This is a genomic window from Kitasatospora sp. NPDC094016 (assembly GCF_040304045.1).
GTDB lineage: Bacteria > Actinomycetota > Actinomycetes > Streptomycetales > Streptomycetaceae > Kitasatospora.
Genome location: NZ_JBEOUK010000015.1, coordinates 1 through 20,265, shown reverse-complemented (window position 1 = coordinate 20,265; position 20,265 = coordinate 1). Strand labels below are relative to the sequence as shown.

The following is a 20,265-nucleotide window of genomic DNA, read 5'->3' as shown; positions in this document are numbered from 1 at the left end:
CTCGGTCTCGCGGCTCGGTCTCGCGGCTCGGTTTTCGCGGCTCGGCCTCACATCCGGAAGACGCCGTAGCCGCGTGTGCCCTCGACCGGCGCGTTGTGGATCGCGGACAGGCACAGGCCGAGCACCGTACGGGTGTCGCGCGGGTCGATCACGCCGTCGTCGTACAGCCGCCCGGACAGGAACACCGGCAGCGACTCGGCCTCGATCTGCTGCTCGACCATGGCGCGGATCGCCGCGTCCGCGTCCTCGTCGTACGGCTGCCCCTTCGCGGCGGCCGACTGCCGGGCGACGATCGACAGCACCCCGGCGAGCTGCTGCGGGCCCATCACCGCGGACTTGGCGCTCGGCCACGCGAACAGGAAGCGCGGCTCGTACGCCCGCCCGCACATGCCGTAGTGGCCGGCACCGTAGGACGCGCCGATCAGCACCGACAGGTGCGGCACCCGGGAGTTGGCGACGGCGTTGATCATCATCGCACCGTGCTTGATGATGCCGCCCTGCTCGTACGCCCGGCCGACCATGTAGCCGGTGGTGTTGTGCAGGAACAGCAGCGGGATGCACCGCTGGTTCGCCAACTGGATGAACTGGGCGGCCTTCTGGGACTCCGCGCTGAACAGCACGCCCTGCGCGTTGGCCAGCACGCCGACCGGGTAGCCGTGCAGCCGGGCCCAGCCGGTGGCCAGGCTGGTGCCGTAGAGCGGCTTGAACTCGTCGAAGTCGGAGCCGTCGACGATCCGGGCGATCACCTCGCGCGGGTCGAAGGGCACCTTGAGGTCACCCGGGACGATGCCCAGCAGCTCTTCCTCGTCGTACTTCGGCGGCTCGGCGAGCCGGTCCGGCGACGGGCCCGGCTTGCGGTGGTCCAGCCGGGCGACGATCCGGCGGGCCAGCCGCAGCGCGTCCTCCTCGTCCGCCGCGAAGTGGTCGGCCAGGCCGGAGGTGCGGGCGTGCATCTCGGCGCCGCCGAGCGACTCGTCGTCGGCCTCCTCGCCGGTGGCCATCCTGACCAGCGGCGGGCCGCCGAGGAACACCTTGGCGCGCTCCCTGACCAGCACGGTGTGGTCCGACATGCCGGGGACGTAGGCGCCGCCGGCCGTCGAATTGCCGAACACCACGGCCACGGTGGGGATTCCGGCGGCGGAGAGCCGGGTGAGGTCGCGGAACAGCGCGCCGCCGGGGATGAAGATCTCCTTCTGGCTGGGCAGGTCGGCGCCGCCGGACTCGACCAGGTTCACCACCGGGAGGCGGTTGTCGAACGCGATCTCGTTGGCGCGCAGGGCCTTGCGCAGGGTCCACGGGTTGCTCGCGCCGCCGCGCACGGTCGGGTCGTTGGCGGTGATCAGGCACTCCACGCCCTCGATCACGCCGATGCCGGTGACCAGCGCCGCGCCCACCGGGTAGTCGCTGCCCCAGGCGGCCAGCGGCGAGAGCTCCAGGAACGGCGAGTCCGGGTCGACCAGCAGCTCGATCCGCTCACGCGGCAGCAGCTTGCCCCGGGCGCGGTGGCGGTCCACGTACTTGGGGCCGCCGCCGGCCAGCGCCTTGGCGTGCTCGGCGTCCAGCCCGGCCAGCTTGGCGAGCATCGCGGCGCGGTGCTCGGCGTACTCGGGCCCGGCCGGGTCGACGCGGGTGGGCAGCACGGTCACAGCAGGGCCTCCGGGATGTCGAGGTGGCGGGAGCGCAGCCACTCCCCGAGGGCCTTGGCCTGCGGATCGAAGCGGTGCTGGGCGGCGACGCCCTCGCCGAGCAGGCCGGTGAGGGTGAAGTTGACCGCGCGCAGGTTCGGGAGCAGGTGCCGGGTGACGGGCAAGTCGGCCGTCTCGGGCAGGAGTTCGCGCAGCTTGTCGACGGTGAGGGTGTGGGCGAGCCAGCGCCAGGCCGCCTCGGAGCGGGCCCAGACGCCGAGGTTGGCGTCGCCGCCCTTGTCGCCGCTGCGGGCGCCGGCCACCAGGCCGAGCGGGGCGCGGCGGGTCGGGCCGGCGGGGGGTGCGTCGGGGAGCGCGTCGGCGTACGCGTCGGGGTGCGGAGGCTCTTCGGAGGTCTCGGGCGGCCGGCTCGTCACCAGGGCCGGTGGGACGGCGAGCCGGCGGCCGTCCGGCAGCACGGCGGTGTGCTCGACGGCCTTGGCGTCGACGTACGCGGCGGCGAACACCCCGTACGGCGCGCCGGTGCCGGGCGGCGCGGTGAGGTGGAAGCCCGGGTAGCCGGCCAACCCCAACTCCACGGCTGCCTTGCCCAGTTCGCGACCGACCTTGGCCTGGTCCGGGTCGCGGGCGGTGAGCCGGAGCAGGGCGGAGGCCGCCTCCTCGGTACCGGCGTCCGGGTGGTCGGTCCGGGCGAGCGTCCAGCGCAGTTCGGCGGGCCGGGCGGCGGGCGGCAGGGCGTCCAGGAACTGCCGCCGCACCAGGTCGGCCTTGGCCTCGATGTCGAGGCCGGTGAGGACGAACACCACCTCGTTGCGGTGGCCGCCGAGCCGGTTCAGTCCCACCTTGAGTGTGGGCGGCGGCGCCTCGCCGCACACCCTGTCGATCCGGACCCGGTCCGGCCCCTCCTCGGCGAGCCGCACGGTGTCCAGCCGGGCGGTGACGTCCGGGCCCAGGTAGCGCGCTCCGCCCGTCTCGTACAGGAGTTGGGCGGTGACGGTGCCCGCAGTGACGGCGCCGCCGGTGCCCGGGTGCTTGGTGATCACGCTGGAGCCGTCGGCGTGCAGTTCGGCGATCGGGAAGCCCGGGCGGGTCACGTCATGCTCGCGGAAGAACGCGTAGTTCCCGCCCGTCGCCTGGGCGCCGCACTCCAGCACGTGCCCGGCGACCACCGCCCCGGCGAGGGCGTCGAGGTCCGCCGCCGTCCAGCCGAAGTGGGCGATCGCGGGCCCGGCGACCAGCGCCGCGTCGGTGACTCGGCCGGTGACCACCACCTCGGCGCCCGCGGCCAGGCAGGCCGCCACCCCGAAGCCACCGAGGTAGGCGTTCGCGGCCAACAGGCCCTCGGGCAAGCCGAGTTCGCTCCGACGCGGCAGCAGGTCGTCCCCCTCGACGTGAGCGACGGCCACCGCGAGGCCCTGGCGCCGCGCCAGGTTCCGCAGTTCGGCGGCGAGCCGGGCCGGGTTCAGCCCGCCCGCGTTCACCACGATCCTCACCCCGCGCTCCTGCGCCAGGCCGAGGCACTCCTCCATCTGCCGCAGGAACGTCCGGGCGTAGCCGAGGGAAGGGTCCTTCAGGCGGTCCCGGGCCAGGATGAGCATGGTCAGCTCTGCCAGGTAGTCCCCGGTGAGCACGTCCAGCGGCCCGCCGGTGAGCATCTCCCGCATCGCCGCGAAGCGGTCCCCGTAGAACCCCGAGGCGTTGCCGATCCGCAGTACCGAGCGTTCGCGCGCCAAAGCGCCTCCCCTGCCGACGGGTTGGCGACGCCCCCACGCGAGCGCTGCCGGGCAGCAGCGTGGCACCGGGCGCAGAAAAAAGCAATCGCGCCTGCTTGTTTCGTTGCCGGTGCGAACGTCGACCGTCTCACCGGGCCTTGTGACTGGCAGCGATAGATGGCGGTTGGAACCGATAGGTGGCGGCTTCAGGCTCCCGCCACGCTGAGTGACTTGAGCCGGGTGTCCTGTCGCACGGCAGATGGCGGATTCTCACTCGGTCTCATCCGTGTCGTCGGATTCTCACCGTTCCCGCCACGCTCGCTTGCGGCGTGTACGCGGAGGCCGGAGGTACCGGCGGCTCTGGGCACAAGCGGCAGGCCTCGGCTCTTCAGTGCACCAGGAGTTCGATGGCGATCTTCAGGCGTTCGAGGTAGAACTCCCGCGTTGCGGCCTGGTGCTTGAGGCCGATCGATGTGCTGATCATCGTCCGCGCGACGGGGGTGGCTGTCTCTTGCCCTGACTCGACGGCGATCGCATCCGTGATCAGCTCCTCGAAACGTCGTGGAGTGGTCTGTGCGATCCCCCCGAGGAGGTTGGGGTTGTCCTCGATGACCACGGCGACATCGCGCGTCAGCGGGCCGACGTAGCGGCCCGCCCACTGGTCGAAGGCTTCGAGGAGGCGCTCCGGAAGAGGACGGTCGACATCGGCCAGGACGTGTTCGACCACTGCGATGTCGCGTTCCAAGGCCTGGGTGACGGCGGCACGGAACAGAGCCTCCTTCGAGGAGAAGAGGAAGTAGAGCCCGGGGCGGGAGATGTCTGCCGCCCGCGCCACTTCCTCCATCGAGGTCTTCCGGTAGCCGAATCGCGCGAACGTGGCCAGAGCGGAGTCCAGGACTGCGGTCCGACGGTCGGTATCGGTGGTTGGCGACGACAAGGGGCCGGCCTCGGGGCTGCGCATGGGGCGAGCATAGGAGCGTGAGTCCAGCTATACAAGTTCAGTTCAGTGTGTATAGCCTCGCTGTCATGACGGCTCGCGAACCTCTCTCCACGCCCTTCACCGCCTCCAGCACGGCGGACGAGGTGGTGCGGGGCGTTGACCTGACCGGCATCCGCGCGATCGTGACGGGAGCTTCCTCCGGGATCGGAATCGAGACGGCTCGCACGTTGACCGCAGCTGGGGCACAGGTGACGCTCGCCGTGCGGAACACGGCTGCGGGTGTTGCCGTCGCCGGAGAGATCGAGAGCTCGACCAGAGGGATCCGCCCCCGAGTCGTCCGTCTGGACCTCGCCGACAGGGCCACCGTCACGTCGTTCGTCGACACGTGGAGCGGCCCGCTTCACCTGCTGGTCAACAACGCGGGCGTGGTCACCGGTGGCCTCGAACGAACCCGCGAGGGCTGGGAGCTGCAGTTCGCGACGAACCATCTGGGTCACCTCGCACTCACCATAGGCCTGCACCACGCATTGGCCCTCGGAGCGTGCGACCGCGACGGCGCACGGATCGTCTCGGTAAGTTCGACGGCGCACATGCGTTCCGGCGTCGACTTCGACGACCTCCACTTCGAGCGGCGCGGCTACGACCCGCAGATCGCCTACGCCCAGTCGAAGACGGCGAACTCCCTGTTCGCTGTCGAGGCGACCAGGCTGTGGGCCTCCGACGGCATCGTCGCCAACGCGGTGAACCCCGGCGGCGTCGCAACGGGTCTGCAGCGGAACTTCACCGCGCGGCAGAAGCAGTCGCTCGATGCGGCCGAGGCCGCCGGAGTCTTCGCGTACAAAACGGTCCAGCAGGGGGCCGCCACCACCATGGTCGCGGCCGTCGCCCCGCAGTTCGCCCACTCCGGAGGCCACTACCTCGATGACTCGCAGGAGGCCTACACCGTGCCGAACGACGCCGATCTCGCGCAACACCCGCACGGCGTCAAGGAATGGGCGCTCGATCCCGCTGCCGCCGAGCGCCTATGGGCGGTCTCGACCGACCTGCTCGGCACCTGACCCCCCGACACCACGACACCTCGCGCCCGACTTCCCCGACGGCGACGAGCCGACTGCGCCCGGATTCCGCGGAAGCCAGGCACACCGAGAATCCAGCGTCGAACTTTCTCACTCCACCTGGCAACCCCGCAGCTCACCACGAGATCCACGGACAGACTCATCGCGACGGGACATCTTCGAGTTCGGTGACACCTGGTCTTTGCGGTTGATACCACCCTGGGAAAGCCGAAGCCGTACCAGATTGATGCTGTGCCCGTTCCCCCGGCCCGCACAGCACTAGCATCGGGTCCCATGATCGTATGGCTCAACGGCACCCACGGCGCAGGCAAGACGACGACCAGTGCACTCGTGCAGCAACTGATCCCGGATTCACGGGTATTCGACGCCGAGAAGGTCGGTGAGACGCTCATGGACATCACGCCGGGACTGCCCGTGACGGACAACTTCCAGCACTGGCCGCCGTGGCGGCCGCTCGTAGTCGAGACCGCCCGCCGCGTACTCGACTACACCGGAGGCACACTGGTGATGCCCATGACTGTCCTTGTCGAGCAGTACTGGCGCGAGATCAGCACGGGCCTCGCCCAACATGACATTCCGGTAAGGCACTTCGTCCTCCACGCCGACCAGGACACCCTTCGTGGGCGCATCGCGGGCGACACTGTTCTTGGCCCCAACTCCCCGTTCCGCCTCAAATACCTTGAGCCCTACGCCGAGGCGGCCCGCACGTGGCTGCACGCCGAGGCCGAGGTCATCGACACCACGCACCTCACGCCCGCCCAAGCCGCCCTGCAGATCGCGGAGGCCATCAAGAGTTGAGGCCCGCCCCGGTCGCGCGAGCCCGGGATGACCGGAACCGGTTCCACCATGAATGGCAATTCATCGCAGGTTGCAAGAAGCGTGACCAGACCTCGGATCGCCGTTGCAAGACGGCTCCCTGGTCTGGCTGGGGCACCTGGCCGCCCGGAGGCACTCGTGTCGCACGCCGTCGGCGGCGGCGGCGGCGAGCCGGCGAGATTCGGGTCCCGAAGGCTGTGCCGTCGATCTGACGCGACGAAGTTCGTCGAAGAGGGCTCGGCACGTGTCCACCGACGGTTCGCTGTCCGCAGGCGGGCGCCGGTGATAGAGGGCGATGAAGAGCGCGCGCTCGATGATGTCTGTCTCGTCCCGGTCCAGGAGGACGCTGCCCAGCAGGGGGTCAGCGGTCATATCTCCCGGATTCGCTGCCTCCACCACGCTGCTGCATGCCATGAACTCACCGACGCGGCCGATGGGTCGGGCAGGGTGCGGCGGAGGAACTCCTCATCGAGTCGTGCGACGATCCCGCGCAGCCCTCCCCGCGCTGCGGGTGGCAGCCGGCGAAGGGCGTCTTCGAGGGTGTCCCGGGCGTCCGTCGGGTCGCAGCAGGGACAGTCATCCCAGGGCAGATACAGGTATCGGCCGGGTTTTTGGAGGAATCTCTCGTATCGGTGCAGAGCCTCAGCAACAGCACCGCGCCCCAGATGCTGGGCCTCGATCTGGTAGATGGCCGCCCGAGTTCGACGGGGAATGCCTGGAATCCGGCGGACGGAACGGGTCGTGCTGGGGGCTGGCCACCGCTGAGCGCGGATGGCGCCGGGCGGCCTACGCGCCATCGGCCTTTCGGGTCTGCGTCATGGGCCCATGATGCCAGGACTCACGCGGGTGGGGCCACCAGAAAATGAGGCGTGCTGGGCAGAACCCGGGGCAAGAGCCAACGTGACCGGGCGAGCCGGCTCCAGATACCGCCGGAGATCCGGAAGACCCTGACCAGCGGTCAACGGTCAGTCCAGAACTACGTCCACAAGCCGGCACTGGACCTTTACACGCATTCGATCGTGGCGTTCCGTCTCGCGCTGGTGTCGAACACGTCGGTGGACATCGCGATGCTGCTGCGGGACGTGGTGATGCCGCTGCCGATGCGCGAGGGCTGGGGTGAGGACATGGAGTGGCCCTGTCCCGGCGCCCCGGCCGCCCTGGTCGCCGAGTTCGCCGGCCACCCTGCCCGCGCGCACGCTGCGGGCGCACACGCTGCGGGCGCACGACACGTCCGCACCACCTGCACGAACCGCAGGCCCACCCGCCGACTACGACTTACCGTCACACCGGGCCTGAGGGCGACGCCCCGGGCGGGCGTCGCCCTGGCGGGCACCCCGGGGATCAGCGGTGCTTGAACTCCTCGATGGCCTCCCGGACGGTGTTCTTCATCTCCTCGCTGCCGATGTGCCCCGAGTCCTCGGAGATGTGCAGCCGCACGCCCGGCCACGTCTTCGCCAGCTCCCAGGCCGTCTGCACCGGGCCGCCCATGTCGTGCCGGCCGTGCACCAGCACCCCCGGGATGCCGGCCAGCTTGTGGGCGTTGCGCAGCAGCTGGTCCTCCTCCAGCCAGGCGCCGTTGCTGAAGAAGTGGGCGCAGATCCGGACGAACGCGATCTGCTCGTCGGCCTCCCGGGCGCTGTACATGCCGGGCGAGCCGTTGGGCTCGTTCGAGATGACCGCGTCCTCCCAGGCCAGCCAGTCGGCGGCGGCCTTCTCCCGGACCGCCCGGTCGGGGTTCTCCATCAGCCGCGCGTAGGCGGCGAGCAGGTCGCCGTCCCGCTCGGCCTCGGGCACGCCCTCGCGGAACCGGTCCCACGCCTCGGGGTAGAAGGACCCGGCGCCCCGGTAGAGCCAGTCGGTCTCGGCCCGGCGGGTCGTCGTCACCGCCTGGATGATGATCTCGCTGACCCGCTCGGGGTGCTGCTGCGCGTAGGCCAGCAGCAGGGTCGAACCCCAGGAGGCGCCGTTCAGCAACCACCGCTCGATGCCGAGGTGTCGGCGCAGCCGCTCCATGTCGTCGATCAGGTGCTGCGTGGTGTTCAGGCTCATGTCCGCCGCCGGGTCGCTGGCGTGCGGGGTGCTGCGGCCGCAGTTGCGCTGGTCGTAGCGGATCACGCGGTAGCACTCCGGGTCCCACGCCCGGGTGGGCCGGTCCGGTGTCCCCGCGCCGGGGCCGCCGTGGACGTACAGGACGGGCTTGCCCTCGGGGTTGCCGAGCTGCTCGTAGTAGACCCGGTTGCCGTCTCCGGTGTCGAGGAAACCGTGGGCGTAGGGACTCGTCGGAGGATAGAGATCAACCATGACCGTCGATCCTAGGGCGCGGGCGCGTTCGGGGCCCGTGCTTTTCCGCCCAACCTGCGGGATGGGAACGGCCGTTCGGCGAATGCCCCCCATGCCGCAGCCGCCTTCGCCGGCGGTGGTCACCTCCGGCGAAGGCGGCATGGCTTCAGGTCAGGGCTCGATGCGGGGGGTCAGGGCTTGATGCGGACCACCTGAGGGTCGTGGTCGCTGGCCTGCTGGGCGAACTCGGCGTTGATGTGCACCACGTCGTACTTGGCGTAGCCGACCTCGGGGCTGACCAGGATGTGGTCCAGCACCTGGGAGTTGCCCTGGTAGACGTACGAGTACTGCTCGGTCTCCGGCAGTTCGTTCACCAGGTCGCGCAGCACGCCGTCCTTGGTGAGCGCGGCCAGCGCGGGCGAGAACTGGTAGTCGTTGAAGTCGCCGAGCGAGACGACACGCGCCTCCTTGTCGGCGGCCAGCAGCTTGGCGACGAAGGCCTGCTCGACGGTGGCCTGCTTGACCCGCTGCACCTCGGAGCTGCGGGTGGGGGCCTGGAAGCGGCTGTCGATGCCCTGGTCGCCGCCCTTGCTGTTGAAGTGGTTGGCGATGACGAAGACCTTCTTGCCGCGGAAGGAGAACTGCCCGACCAGCGGCTTGCGGCTGTTGGTCCACGCGTCGTCGGTCGGGGCGATCCGGCCGGGCGAGGCGGTCAGCGCGGTGGTGGCGCCGCTGCCGGCGACGTCCACGGCACTGGTGGCGGAGCCGCCGGGGATGTCGGTGAAGGAGACCCGCTGCGGGTTGAACAGGAACACCTGCCGGATGTTGCCGCCCGGCTCGCCGCCGTCCTTGCCGTCCTGCGGGTCGATCGAGCGCCAGTCGTACGCCGGGCCGCCGGCCGCCTTGATCGCGGCGATGAACTTGGCGACGGTCTGGCTGGCGTCGACCGTGCCGTCGTTCTTGGCGCCGTTGTTGTCCTGGATCTCCTCCAGGGCGACGATGTCGGGCGAGCGCAGGTTGGTGACGATGCCCTGGGCCAGCTCGGCGAACTTGGCGTCCGGGTTGCCGGGGGCCAGGTTCTCCACGTTGTAGGTGGCGATGGCGAGTTCGCGGTCGGCCGCCTTGGCGGTGACCTCGCGCTGGAGGTGGTTGTCCTGGAGCGTGCCCAGGGTGCCGGCGACGAGGGTGTAGCCGCCGAACTGGTTGTAGTCCAGCGGGCCGGTGGTGGTGCCGGTCAGCACGTCGCCCACGTTGGCCACCGGGAACGGCTGCTGCGGGGTGACCGCCGCCTGCTGCTGCACCATCAGGCGGCCCACGTTGGGCTCCGCGTACGACTCGTACAGCACGCCGCCGCGCTTGCTGCGCTGGTCCTGCCGGTCGGCGGCGACCCACAGCTCGTTGTACTTGTCCGTCGCCTGTATCACCCGGACGTCCTTGACCTGGACGAGCATGCCCTCCAGCGACTCGTAGAAGTCCAGGGTGTACTTCTCCGGGTTGAGCGGCAGCGCGTCGATGCTGCCGCCCGCGGGCGCCGGCGGGGCGTAGGTGCCGGGGATGTTGCGGGTGTCCACGACCACCGGGGCCGGCAGCGGGTTGCCGGAGGACAGTACGGTGACGGCGGGGCCGGTGAGCTCGGTGACGGACTGCGAGCCGCCCGCGAAGTTCGGGTAGTACTCGGTGACCTTGCCGCTGACCAGGACCGAGTCGCCGGCCTTCACGGTCGGGTTGCCGCCGGTGTAGACGAAGATGCCCTCGCTGGTGGCCGGGTCGGCGTCGGGGTTCGGGTCCTGCATCCAGAAGCCCTTGGCGCTGCCGTAGGCGCGCACGCCGGTGACGACGCCGGGCACGCCGGTGACGGGCTTTCCGGCCTGCGGGGAGATCCGGGTGGTGCCCTGGATGTCGTGGATGCGCAGCGGTCCGGCCTCGGTCGGCCCGGCGGGGGCTGCGGCGTTCGCGGCGGCGGGCGCGGCGTTCGCGGCCGGCAGCGGGACGAGCACCAGCGAGGCGGCCAGTCCGGCCGGGAGGATCGCGGCGCGCAGCAGGGCCCGGCGGGGGCGGGGAGCGGGGGCGGTGGTCACCGGGTCATGACTCCTAGCTCCGTCGTGCGGCACGGTCGTGGCACGGCGGTCGAGGGTGGAGCGGGGGCACAGGGTGTCGTCGGCCCGGCGGGCCTGCGGCCGCCGGGCCGTGACGCATGGTCAGGCGGCGTGCCCACGGCACGCGCTACCCGCGTAGATGAAGCGGAAGCCGGTCACCCGCCTTCTGCAGCGCCCTCAAGATACGCGCGTAGAAAATGACGCGACAAGACCCCGTCAGTGAACTTCTGGTTCCGCTCCGGCCCCTTGCGCCTACCCCGCTCCCTCAGCCCGCCTCGACGGCCCCTCAGCCCGCCTCGATCCGCTCCACGATCAGCTCGCACAGCTCGTGGGTGCGCAGGGCGTCGTGCGCGTCCAGTGCCTTGCCGGCCCGCACCGCGTCCAGGAAGGACAGCACGCACTGCTCGATGCCGCGCTGGCGGGCGACGGACACCCAGTCACCACGCCGACGGACGGTGGGCTGGCCACGGTGGTCGATCACCTCGGCGAGGTTGTGCACCGCCCGCTTGGAGTCGGCGCCGGAGACCTCCAGGATCTCCTCCGTCGAGCCGGAGAGCCGGTTCATGATGCCGAGCGCCGTGAAGCCGTCCCCACCGAGGGTCAGGACGACGTGCTCGACCAACCCGTCCCGGACGCGGGCGCGGACGTCGGCGTGCTCGATCTCTCCGGGGGCCAGGAAGCGCAGGGTGTCGACGACGTGGATGAAGTCGTCGAAGACCAGGGTGCGGGCGGCCTCCGCGAGGCCCTCGCGGTTCTTCTGCAGGACGATCAGGTCACGGGGGCGCTCCTTGGCCTGGGCGTAGCCGGGCGCGTACCGGCGGTTGAAGCCGACCATCAGCGAGCGGCCCGTCCGGTCGGCCAGATCGACGAGCCGGCGGGCACCGTCCACGGTGTAGTCGAGCGGCTTGTCGACGTAGACGTCGACACCGGCCGTCAGCAGCTGCTCCACGATCGGGACGTGCTGGCTGGTCGCGGCGTGCACGAACGCCGCCCGGATCCCGCTCCCGATCAACTCCCCGAGATCGGTGAAGCGATTCTCCGGCGCAATCCGGTGGGCGTCGCCGAGGCGGTCGAGCTTGGCCCGGTCCCGGGTCATCAGTCGCAGGTCGAGGCCCGGCATCGCGCCGAGGACGGGCAGGTACGCCTTCTGGGCGATGTCACCGAGGCCGATGACCCCGACCGGGAGCAGGGTGTCGGGAACAGCGGTCGAACTCATGAGGTCTCCAGTGGTGCGCTCGGTCATCGGCCGTACCCACCCTATTCGCTGGCCGCCTCCCGACCCACCAGCCACTTTCGCATCTTCCAACTCTCCTTTATTCCTTAATAGTTGAGCCATTCGATGGCAATGGAATCCCCTAGACTTCGATCCACCCGGTGCCCGGCTCGGCGCACCGGCCGACAAGGGGAGGACATGATGAGGACCCCGGCAGGCGCGTTACGGCGCGGATCCCGCTGGACCGTCTCGGCGGCGACGGCGGTGGCCCTGCTGCTCGGTGGGGCGGGTGTCTCGGGAGCCTCGGGGGCGGCCCCCTCCGGCGATCCCGCCGCCCCCGCCTCCGGCGTTCCGGGGGCCGTCCGGCTCGCGGAATTCACCTGGGAGAAGGTCACCGAGGCGGTCAGTCCGGACGGCCGGACGGTCTACCTCGTGCTGACGGACGTGGTCGGCGGGCGCCAGGGCGTCTACCTGTCCGCCGTCGACACGCAGACCGGCACGGTGACCGCCCGCCTCCCGCTCGGCGACCCGGCACCCTACGGGCGGCCGGCCCTCAGCCCGGACGGCACCCGGCTGTACGTCGGAGTCGGCTCCGCCCTCTACGTCATCGACACCGGGACCAACACGGTCAAGGCCCGCATCGCCGCGCCGGAGCAGCAGCTCCCGGCAGGCTGGACCCCGGGCGCGGCGACCAGTCTGGCCACCGACCCGGACGGCGAGACCCTCTACGTCGGCCAGTCCGGGCCCTCGGGCCCCGCCGGGCAGGAGGAGCCGGGCCGGATCCTGGAATTCTCCACCGGCGACCAGGAGTTCATCGACCAGACGGCGGTCACCGGCCACACGGTCAACGATCTCGCCGTCCTGCCCGACGGCAACTACCTCTACGCGGGCACCAACCTCGACCTGCTGCGCCTCGACATCAGGACCGGGATCGGCACCGTCAAGGTCGTCGACCTCGGGGCCAAGGACGAGCTGGCCCTCTCCCCCGACGGCTCCTTCCTGCTGGCGCTCGGGTCGGTCCGCACCTACTCCGACGGCATCGGGCTCGAAACGGGCACGGGCAAGGTGCGCTTCGTCATGAAGTACGGCTCCGGCTACTTCGAGTTCCACCACCCGGCGATGAACGCCGACGGCAGCCGCGTCTACCTGCTCTTCGGCCCCGAGTACAGGCTCCCCGTTCCGCTGCACACGTTCCTACCGGGCGAGAACCGGTTCGACGAGAGCGTGCCCCTCTCCATCCCCGACCCGTACATCCACGCCCTCACCGTCGGGCCTGACGGCCACTCGCTGTACGTCGCCGGCTGCGACTACTCCGACTCGGCGAAGGGCTGCTTCCTGCGGACCCTGCGCATCTGACGCCGTAGCGCGACCGGCCCGCGGGGGCGGCCGGTCGCCGGCTGTTCGGTCGCCGGCTGTTCGGTCGCCGGCTGTTCGGTCGCCGGCTGTTCGGCGGCCCGGTGTTCGGCGGCCCGGTGTTCGGCGGCCGGCATTGACAGCCCCGCGCGCGACGCGCTGGGATGAGGCGAGGGTTCGTCACGGGGGGTCCGGTCGACGGGACCGGCTGCTGCGCGGTGGCCCACCGGGGGTGTCGTGGAGGCGTTACGAGCCACTGACCCGACGACGGTCGGCGGCCGGTACCGGCTGCTCGGACGCCTGGGCAGCGGCGGGATGGGCGTGGTGTACCTCGGACGTTCGCCGGGCGGCCGGCTGGTCGCCGTCAAGTGCGTGCACCGGGAGCTCGCCGCCGACCCGGAGTTCCGGCGGCGCTTCGCCCACGAGCTGGAGGCCGTACGGCGGGTCGGCGGGTTCCACACCGCCCAGGTCGTCGACGCCGACCCGGACGGCGACCCGCCGTGGCTGGTCACCGCCTACGTTCCGGGGCCGTCCCTGGCCGAGGCGGTCGCCGCCCACGGCCCGCTGCCGGAAGCGTCGTTGCGCGTGCTTGGGGCGGGGCTGGCCGAGGCGCTGGACGCCATCCACGCCGTCGGCCTGATCCACCGGGACCTCAAGCCGTCGAACGTGCTGCTCGCCGACGACGGGCCGCGCGTCATCGACTTCGGGATCGCCCGCGCGCTGGACGGGACCGCGATCACCCGGACCCAGGTCGTCGTCGGCACGCCCGGCTACATGGCGCCTGAGCAGATCGCGGGTGGCGCGATCGGGCCGGCCTGTGACGTGTTCAGCCTCGGCCACGTGCTCTGCCACGCTGCCGGGTGCGCGCCGTTCGGCCACGGTGCAGCGCAGGTGATGCTCTACCGGGTCATGCACACCGAGCCGGATCTCGACGGCGTCCCGCAGGCCCTGCGCCCGGCGATCGCCGCCTGTCTGGCACGCGATCCCGCCGACCGGCCCACCCCCGCCGAGTTGCTGGACCTGTTCGGGCCGGCCGCGCACGACGCGCCCGCCGGGGCGTGGCTTCCGGCGCAGCGGCGGGCGGCTCCGGCCCACCCCGGGCCCCCGCCGATCGGGCCACCGAACGACCCGGACGACCGCACCCGTACGGCGATCACCGAGCTCCGGCAGGCTCCCGACGCCCCGCCGCCCGGTGGCGGGAAGCGCCGGCTCCGCTGGCTGCCGGTGCCGCTCGCCCTCGTGCTCGTCGCCGCCGCCGTCTGCGTCCGCCTCTTCGTGATGACCGGCGGCTCCGGGCCACCGGACTGCTTCCCGTCCGGCGGTGCCCCGGCCGACTCCCCGCCCCCGGCCAGGGTGACCAGCGTGCCCGCGGGGACTCCGCACCCGCCCGAGCCCACCGGGCCCGCCGACCGGACGGTCATCGAGCTCGGCCAGTCGGTCACGCTCAGCTGGGCCCACGCCGCCGCGATGTCGCGGGTCTTCGCCGGGCTGGGCGACGACGCCCCCCGTTACACCGCCTGGCTGAGCTCCGCCGCCTGCACGTTCACGCCCACCGCCGCCGGGCTGTACCGGTGGGAGGCGAGCACCGCGAACGCCGCCGAAGGACAGGCCGGCAGCGCGTGGTCCGAGGACCGGTTCCTGTTCGTCAGGGCGAAGGGCTCCTCGACGCCCGACCCCGGGCACGACGCCCCGGCCGTCCCCCGCCTGCTGGCCCCGGCGGACCAGGCCGTGGCCAAGGCCGGCCGGCCGGTCTCCTTGAGCTGGGCGGCGAGCGGCTTCTCCTCCCACGCCTCGGTGCTGTCGCCCGACGGGACCTGGCAGAACATGCCCTGGCAGGACGCGTCGACCTACCTGTACACCCCACCCTCGCCCGGGGTCTACGTCTGGAACGCGTTCACCGAGGCCAAGGGCGGCTGCGACGGCGGGACCTGCGCCAGCGGGGCGAGCGCGCAGCGGTACCTGATCGTGGAGTGAGGCCCCCACAGCCTTCGGCCGCTACTTGAGGAACGCCGCCCCGGCGAAGAGCCGGGCGGAGTTGGTGCGGTCGACGGCGGCGCGGGTGGTGTCGAGCAGGTAGTCGGCGACGTACGCGGGCACGCCGGGGCCGGGCAGTTACGAGGGGTGGACCGCCGAGTTCGGCCATGTCCCCGCTCACCCGCAACCGGGCCTACCGCGAAGGGGCGCCGGGCCCGTCCGCCGCCACCTGCTACGCCCAGCGGGCCTCTGCAGCGGCGTTCATCACCGAGGGCAGCCAGCCCAGCCCCACCGGCCAGGGCTTCGTCCGCACCCCGGGCCTGCACGGCCCCGAGCAAGCTGCGGGCCTCGGCCTCCGCCGCGACCTCCAGCCGTCTGGTTCCCCACGGCCCCTGCAACACCGCCGGACCGTCCGGCCGCGGCGTCAGCAGGGTGTCCTCCCGGAGCGAGCGCAGCTCGCGATACGGCCGCCCCGTCCGGCGCAACCGGTAATCCCACGCCCACGGGGCCTCCCGTCAGCTGGTTCTCCGGCACCGAGTCTGCCCGCCTCGTCTCGCGGCGCGCCAGTGATCCCGCCATGTCCGGATCGTGAGGTTCTCACACTCCCGTCCGGTGGGATCCCGGGTTGTCCGGTAGGCCGTCCGGTCCCGGGCGCTCCCCTCCCCCCCCGGTCCGGCCCGGGCTCAGGCGCCCGCCGCGGCCGCCTCGGCGAGGGCGTCCAGCACCGGGCGGATCAGCGGGTGCCCGTCGGCGCCGGCCCGGACGGCGGCGAAGACCCGGCGGGTGGCGAGCTCGCTGTCCACCGGCCGGACGGCGATCCGGCCGAGGTCGACGCCGCGCAGCGCCGAGCGCGGCACGAGGGCGACGCCCGCGCCCGCCGAGGCGAGGGCGACGACGGCCCGGAAGTCGTCGGAGGAGTGCACCAGGCGCGGCTGGAAGCCGGCGTGCTCGCAGGCCAGCAGGACGACGTCGTGGCAGGGGTTGCCGGGGTAGGGGCCGATCCACCGTTCGTCGGCCAGGGCCGCGACGGCGAGCGGACCGCCGTCGGCGGCCAGCGGGTGGCCGAGCGGCAGCACCGCCTCGAACGGCTCGGCGTACAGCGGGACGCGGGTGAGCCGGGCGTCGTCGGCGCGCGGGGCGCCCCGGTACTCGACGGCCACCGCGAGGTCGGCCCGGCCGTCGAGGACCATCGGCAGGCTGGCGTCGCCCTCCGCGTCCAGCACCTTGAGCCGCACCCCGGGCGCCCGCGCGGCCAGCAGCCCGATCGCCGGGGCGAGGACGAGCGCGATGCCGGTGGCGAAGGAGGCGACGGTGACCTCGCCGGAGACGCCCGCGCTGTAGGCGGCGAGGTCGGCCTCGGCGCGCTCCAACTGGGCGAGCACGGCGTCGGCGTGGCCGAGCAGGATCTCCCCGGCGGCGGTCAGCCGCACCCCCCGGCCCTCGCGGGCGAGCAGGTCGTGGCCGGTCTCCTGTTCCAGGGCGGCCAGCTGCTGGGAGACGGCGGAGGGGGTCAGGTAGAGGGCGGCCGCCGCGGCGGTCACGGTGCGGTGGTCCGCCACGGCCCGCAGGGTCCGCAGCCGTCGGGCGTCGATCACAGGCCAATTCTGCCAGCGTGCCGGGGCCGCCCGGACCGGGCCCGGAGCCGGGGCGGGGTCCGGGCCCGGTTCCGGGTAAGGGGCGATACGACCGGTGACGTATTTCCGGACGAGATCGCTTCGCCCGGTTGACCACCCGGCCCGGGCGACGATTGGCTCTTCCCGAGCCGGGCCGCGGGGGTGACGAGGGCCCGGCGCCGTCATCAGGGGAGGATGTCCATGACCACCGCACGAACCCGCCGTTGGCTGGCCCGCACCGCCGGCGTCCTGGTGGCCGCCGCCGTGGCCGGGGCCGCAATGCCCGCCGCCGAGGCCCGGCCGCTCAAGGGCGACACCTCCCGGGTGAGCGAGGGGCCCAAGGGCGAGCAGCTCGACGGCACCTCGTCCGCGCTCGGGCTGAGCGCCGACGGCCGCTCCGCGCTGTTCAGCTCGACCGCGACCAACCTGCTGCCCGGGGCCGGCACCCCGAACTCGGACGAGATCTACGTGCGGGACCTGCGCAACGGGCACATCGAGCGGGTCAGCGTCGCCGCCGACGGCTCCAAGCTGGACGCCGCCACCGACCAGGCCGCGATCAGCGGCGACGGCCGGTACGTGGCGTTCAGCACCGCCGCCACCAACGTGCTGCCCGGCCAGCCGAAGCACGGCAGCGACGTCTTCGTCCGCGACCGCTGGACCGGCCGCACCGAGCTGATCACCGCCGCCGGCCCGGCGAGCACCGACGACCAGAGCATCCGCACCGCCGACAGCCCCACCCTCAGCTGGGACGGCCGCTTCGTCGCCTACGCCTCCAGCCGCACCGACCTCGCCCCGGGCGTGAAGCGCGGCAAGAACAACATCTACGTCACCGACCGCTGGACGCACACCACCCGGCTGGTCACCTCCGGCACGGAGGGCGAGGGCGCCGACAACAACTCCTTCGGTCCGACGATCAGTGCGGACGGCTCGACCGTCGGCTTCGGCTCCCGGGCCGGGAACCTGCTCCCGGGCGCTCCGGCCCCGGCCACCGACCCGGCCACCGGCGCCGGGTCGCCCCAGCTGGCCGGGCCCCGCTTCTACCCGTACTACGTCTGGAAGGCCGGCACCGGCCGGATCTCCGGCGCCAGCCTGGACGACACCGGGGCGCTGAGCGACGGCGGCCGCGACGGCCGGATCAGCCCGGACGGCCGCTACGCGATCTACAGCCTCCCGGTCTTCATCGGCGGGGCCCCCGCCCCGGCCCACGGCATCCGGATGGACGTGTACGTGCACGAGCTGGCCACCGGCAAGATCACCAAGGTCAACACCGACCTGCCGGGCACCACCGCCAAGTGGTCCTCGTCCGGTGGCGTCATGACGCTCGACGACCGCTGGGTCTACTTCGACTCCGCCGCCGAGAACCTCGTCCCCGACGACACCAACTCCGCCAGCGACATCTTCCGCCGCGACCTGTGGACCGGGCGGATCGAGCGGGTCAGCCTCACCCGGAGCGGCGGGCAGAGCACCGCCTCCTCCTACGGCCCGTACGTGGACGCCACCGGCGACACGGTGATCTTCGACGCCTCGGACGGCGACCTGGTGCCGGGTGACACCAACACCTTCCTGGACGTCTTCCTGCGCCGCCTGTGACGCCCTGACTCCCCTGCCGCATACGTCCGTTGACGTATTTTCGGCCGAGATCACCCGTGGGCGTTGACCACCGGCCCTCCCGACGATTGGCTCTCCCGAAAGCCCGTCGCCGGGAGGGAGCCCGGCCGGGCGACCCCCGGGGAGGCAGACGTCATGACACGCAGCACCCGTACCACCCGCAACCGGTGGCTGGCCGGCGGCGGCAGCATTCTCGCGGCCACCGCCGTACTCGCCGTGACCGCCGCGCCCGCCCAGGCCGACCGGGCCGACCGGGCGCCGCGCGGCACCGTCCAGGTCAGCGTCGGGGTGAACGGCGCCGCGCCGGACAACCAGTCGTGGAGCCAGGCGATCAGCGCCGACGGCCACTACGCCCTGTTCACCTCCTGGGCCACGAACCTGGTGTCCCAGCCCGCGAAGAGCGCCCGCGACGCCTACGTCCGCGACCTGCGGACCGGCCGCACCGAGCGGATCAACCTGGCCGCCGACGGCAGCGCGCTGGACGGCTTCACCGACAACGTCGCGATCAACGCCGACGGCCGCTACGTCGCCTTCGACAGCGACGCCGAGAACGTGGTGCCCGGCATGCAGGTCCAGGGGCGCGACGAGGTGTACGTCCGCGACCGGAAGACCGGCCGCACCGAGCTGATCAGCGGCGGGCTCACCGGCACCGACACCGACAAGTTCCACGCCTCCTACGCGCCCTCGATCAGCGCGAACGGCCGCTACGTGGTCTTCGGCTCCAGCCGCAAGGACCTCGTCCCCGACCTCCAGGGCGACGCCCCCTCGCTGGCCAGGCCCTACACCTGGGACTACAACATCTACGTCACCGACCGCTGGACGGGGAAGACCAGGCTGGTGACCCGCGGCGTGGACGGCAAGCCGGGCGACGGCATGTCCCTCCACCCGACGATCAGCGCGGACGGCCGCACCATCGGCTTCACCTCCATGGCCGACAACCTGCTGCCCGCCGACCAGACCCCCGCCCCGGCCGCCGGGGGCGCCGCCGCCCCCGCCGACGTGGAGCTGGCCCCGGGCATCGCCCCGGCCCTGCCGCACAGCGCACAGAAGGGCCTGGCCCAGCCGAACCTGGCCCGGCCGGTGACCGCCCCCTACTACACCTACGACGTGGAGTCCGGCCGGATCTCCGCCGCCAGCCTCGACCTCGACGGCAAGCTCGGCGCCGCGAGCTTCGACGCGACGATCAGCCCCGACGGGCGGCGCGCGATCTACGCCCTGCCCGAGCCCGGCGGGTCGACCGGCGGCCACCGGTTCCACACCGTGCTGTACGTCCGGGACCTCAGGAAGGGCACCGTGACGAAGATCAGCGGCGGCCTGCCCGGCACCACCTCGGTCGGCTCCTCCGACCACGCCCGGATCACCGCCGACAACCGCTGGGTCTACTTCGCCTCCGCCGCCGACAACCTGGTGGCGGGCCCGCAGCACCCGGGCTGGGACGTCTACCGCCACGACCTGCGCACCGGCCGGACCGAGCGGGTCGCCACCGCCGCGGACGGCTCGCTCGGCAACGGCTCCTCGACCGACCCGGTCGTGGACGCCCGCGGCCGCACGGTGGTGTTCAGCTCGACCAGCGGCAACCTGCTCAGCGGCACCGGCGGCCCGGCGGGCACCGACTCCCAGGTCTTCGCCCGCGCCACCGCGCACCACGGCCACGGCGACGACCAGGGCGACGACCAGGACCAAGGCCAGGACCAGGACAGCGACGACTGACCGCCGCCCGCACCGTGAACCGCGGACGGGGGCGGGGCGTCGGCCGGGCCGGCGTCCCGCCCCCGAAGCGGGAGGGTGGGGCAGATGGTTGGTGGGCCGTGCGGTGGGGGCGGATCGATGCGCCCCCACCCCCACACCCAACGGAAGACCCGCGGCGCGGCCACTGCGAACCAGAACCCCCCCCAGCGCACCCACGAGCGCGAAGGCGGCAGACCCGCCCCGCGCGCG

General features: G+C 72.4%; 13 protein-coding genes and 1 pseudogene. 7 read left to right on the top strand and 7 right to left on the bottom strand.

What is annotated here, in order from left to right; all coding sequences use genetic code 11:
* Positions 1 to 47 precede the first annotated feature (47 nt).
* From ABT015_RS16490 to ABT015_RS16480, 3 genes are all read right to left on the bottom strand, one after another.
* Positions 48 to 1,646: an acyl-CoA carboxylase subunit beta gene (locus ABT015_RS16490; RefSeq protein WP_350879728.1), complete on the bottom strand. Its 1,599-nt coding sequence runs from the start codon at positions 1,644 to 1,646 to the stop codon at positions 48 to 50.
* A complete protein-coding gene (locus tag ABT015_RS16485; protein ID WP_502897331.1) occupies positions 1,643 to 3,379 on the bottom strand; it encodes an acyclic terpene utilization AtuA family protein in 1,737 nt (578 codons plus the stop codon). Before ABT015_RS16485 ends, ABT015_RS16490 begins: the two co-directional genes overlap by 4 nt.
* 367 nt (positions 3,380 to 3,746) lie before the next feature.
* A complete protein-coding gene (locus tag ABT015_RS16480) occupies positions 3,747 to 4,319 on the bottom strand; it encodes a TetR/AcrR family transcriptional regulator (protein ID WP_350879727.1) in 573 nt (190 codons plus the stop codon).
* Between the two features lie 65 nt (positions 4,320 to 4,384).
* Here ABT015_RS16480 and ABT015_RS16475 point away from each other — a divergent pair, with 65 nt between their 5' ends.
* From ABT015_RS16475 to ABT015_RS16465, 3 genes and pseudogenes are all read left to right on the top strand, one after another.
* A complete protein-coding gene (locus tag ABT015_RS16475) occupies positions 4,385 to 5,356 on the top strand; it encodes an SDR family NAD(P)-dependent oxidoreductase (RefSeq protein ID WP_350879726.1) in 972 nt (323 codons plus the stop codon).
* 291 nt (positions 5,357 to 5,647) lie between these two features.
* Positions 5,648 to 6,172, top strand: a complete 525-nt coding sequence (locus tag ABT015_RS16470) for a P-loop nucleotide/nucleoside kinase family protein (protein ID WP_350879725.1) — start codon at positions 5,648 to 5,650, stop codon at positions 6,170 to 6,172.
* Between the two features lie 1,010 nt (positions 6,173 to 7,182).
* Positions 7,183 to 7,371 (top strand): annotated as a pseudogene (locus ABT015_RS16465) (hypothetical protein); the annotation flags it as partial.
* Between the two features lie 160 nt (positions 7,372 to 7,531).
* Here ABT015_RS16465 and pip read toward each other — a convergent pair.
* The 3 genes from pip to ABT015_RS16450 form a co-directional block, all read right to left on the bottom strand.
* On the bottom strand, positions 7,532 to 8,491 hold the full coding sequence (gene pip, locus ABT015_RS16460) for a prolyl aminopeptidase (protein ID WP_350879724.1): 960 nt from the start codon (positions 8,489 to 8,491) through the stop codon (positions 7,532 to 7,534).
* 170 nt (positions 8,492 to 8,661) lie between these two features.
* Complete coding sequence (locus ABT015_RS16455) at positions 8,662 to 10,548, bottom strand: DUF8508 domain-containing protein (RefSeq protein WP_350879723.1); 1,887 nt, start codon at positions 10,546 to 10,548, stop codon at positions 8,662 to 8,664.
* 304 nt (positions 10,549 to 10,852) lie between these two features.
* Positions 10,853 to 11,782, bottom strand: a complete 930-nt coding sequence (locus tag ABT015_RS16450) for a Gfo/Idh/MocA family protein (protein WP_350879722.1) — start codon at positions 11,780 to 11,782, stop codon at positions 10,853 to 10,855.
* A gap of 198 nt (positions 11,783 to 11,980) precedes the next feature.
* On the opposite strand from ABT015_RS16450, the gene ABT015_RS16445 reads away from it, so the two are divergent.
* Both ABT015_RS16445 and ABT015_RS16440 read left to right on the top strand, forming a co-directional pair.
* Positions 11,981 to 13,135, top strand: coding sequence for a YncE family protein (locus tag ABT015_RS16445; RefSeq protein WP_350879721.1), 1,155 nt, complete (start codon positions 11,981 to 11,983; stop codon positions 13,133 to 13,135).
* Positions 13,136 to 13,369: 234 nt separating this feature from the next.
* Positions 13,370 to 15,106 (top strand): serine/threonine-protein kinase, encoded by a 1,737-nt coding sequence (locus tag ABT015_RS16440; RefSeq protein WP_350879720.1) that lies wholly within the window; start codon positions 13,370 to 13,372, stop codon positions 15,104 to 15,106.
* Between the two features lie 683 nt (positions 15,107 to 15,789).
* On the opposite strand, the gene ABT015_RS16435 is transcribed toward ABT015_RS16440, so the two are convergent.
* On the bottom strand, positions 15,790 to 16,701 hold the full coding sequence (locus ABT015_RS16435) for a LysR family transcriptional regulator (RefSeq protein ID WP_350879719.1): 912 nt from the start codon (positions 16,699 to 16,701) through the stop codon (positions 15,790 to 15,792).
* A gap of 219 nt (positions 16,702 to 16,920) precedes the next feature.
* Between ABT015_RS16435 and ABT015_RS16430 the strand changes: the two genes are divergently transcribed.
* Both ABT015_RS16430 and ABT015_RS16425 read left to right on the top strand, forming a co-directional pair.
* On the top strand, positions 16,921 to 18,309 hold the full coding sequence (locus tag ABT015_RS16430; RefSeq protein ID WP_350879718.1) for a TolB family protein: 1,389 nt from the start codon (positions 16,921 to 16,923) through the stop codon (positions 18,307 to 18,309).
* 153 nt (positions 18,310 to 18,462) lie between these two features.
* On the top strand, positions 18,463 to 20,037 hold the full coding sequence (locus tag ABT015_RS16425) for a TolB family protein (protein ID WP_350879717.1): 1,575 nt from the start codon (positions 18,463 to 18,465) through the stop codon (positions 20,035 to 20,037).
* Positions 20,038 to 20,265: the final 228 nt, after the last annotated feature.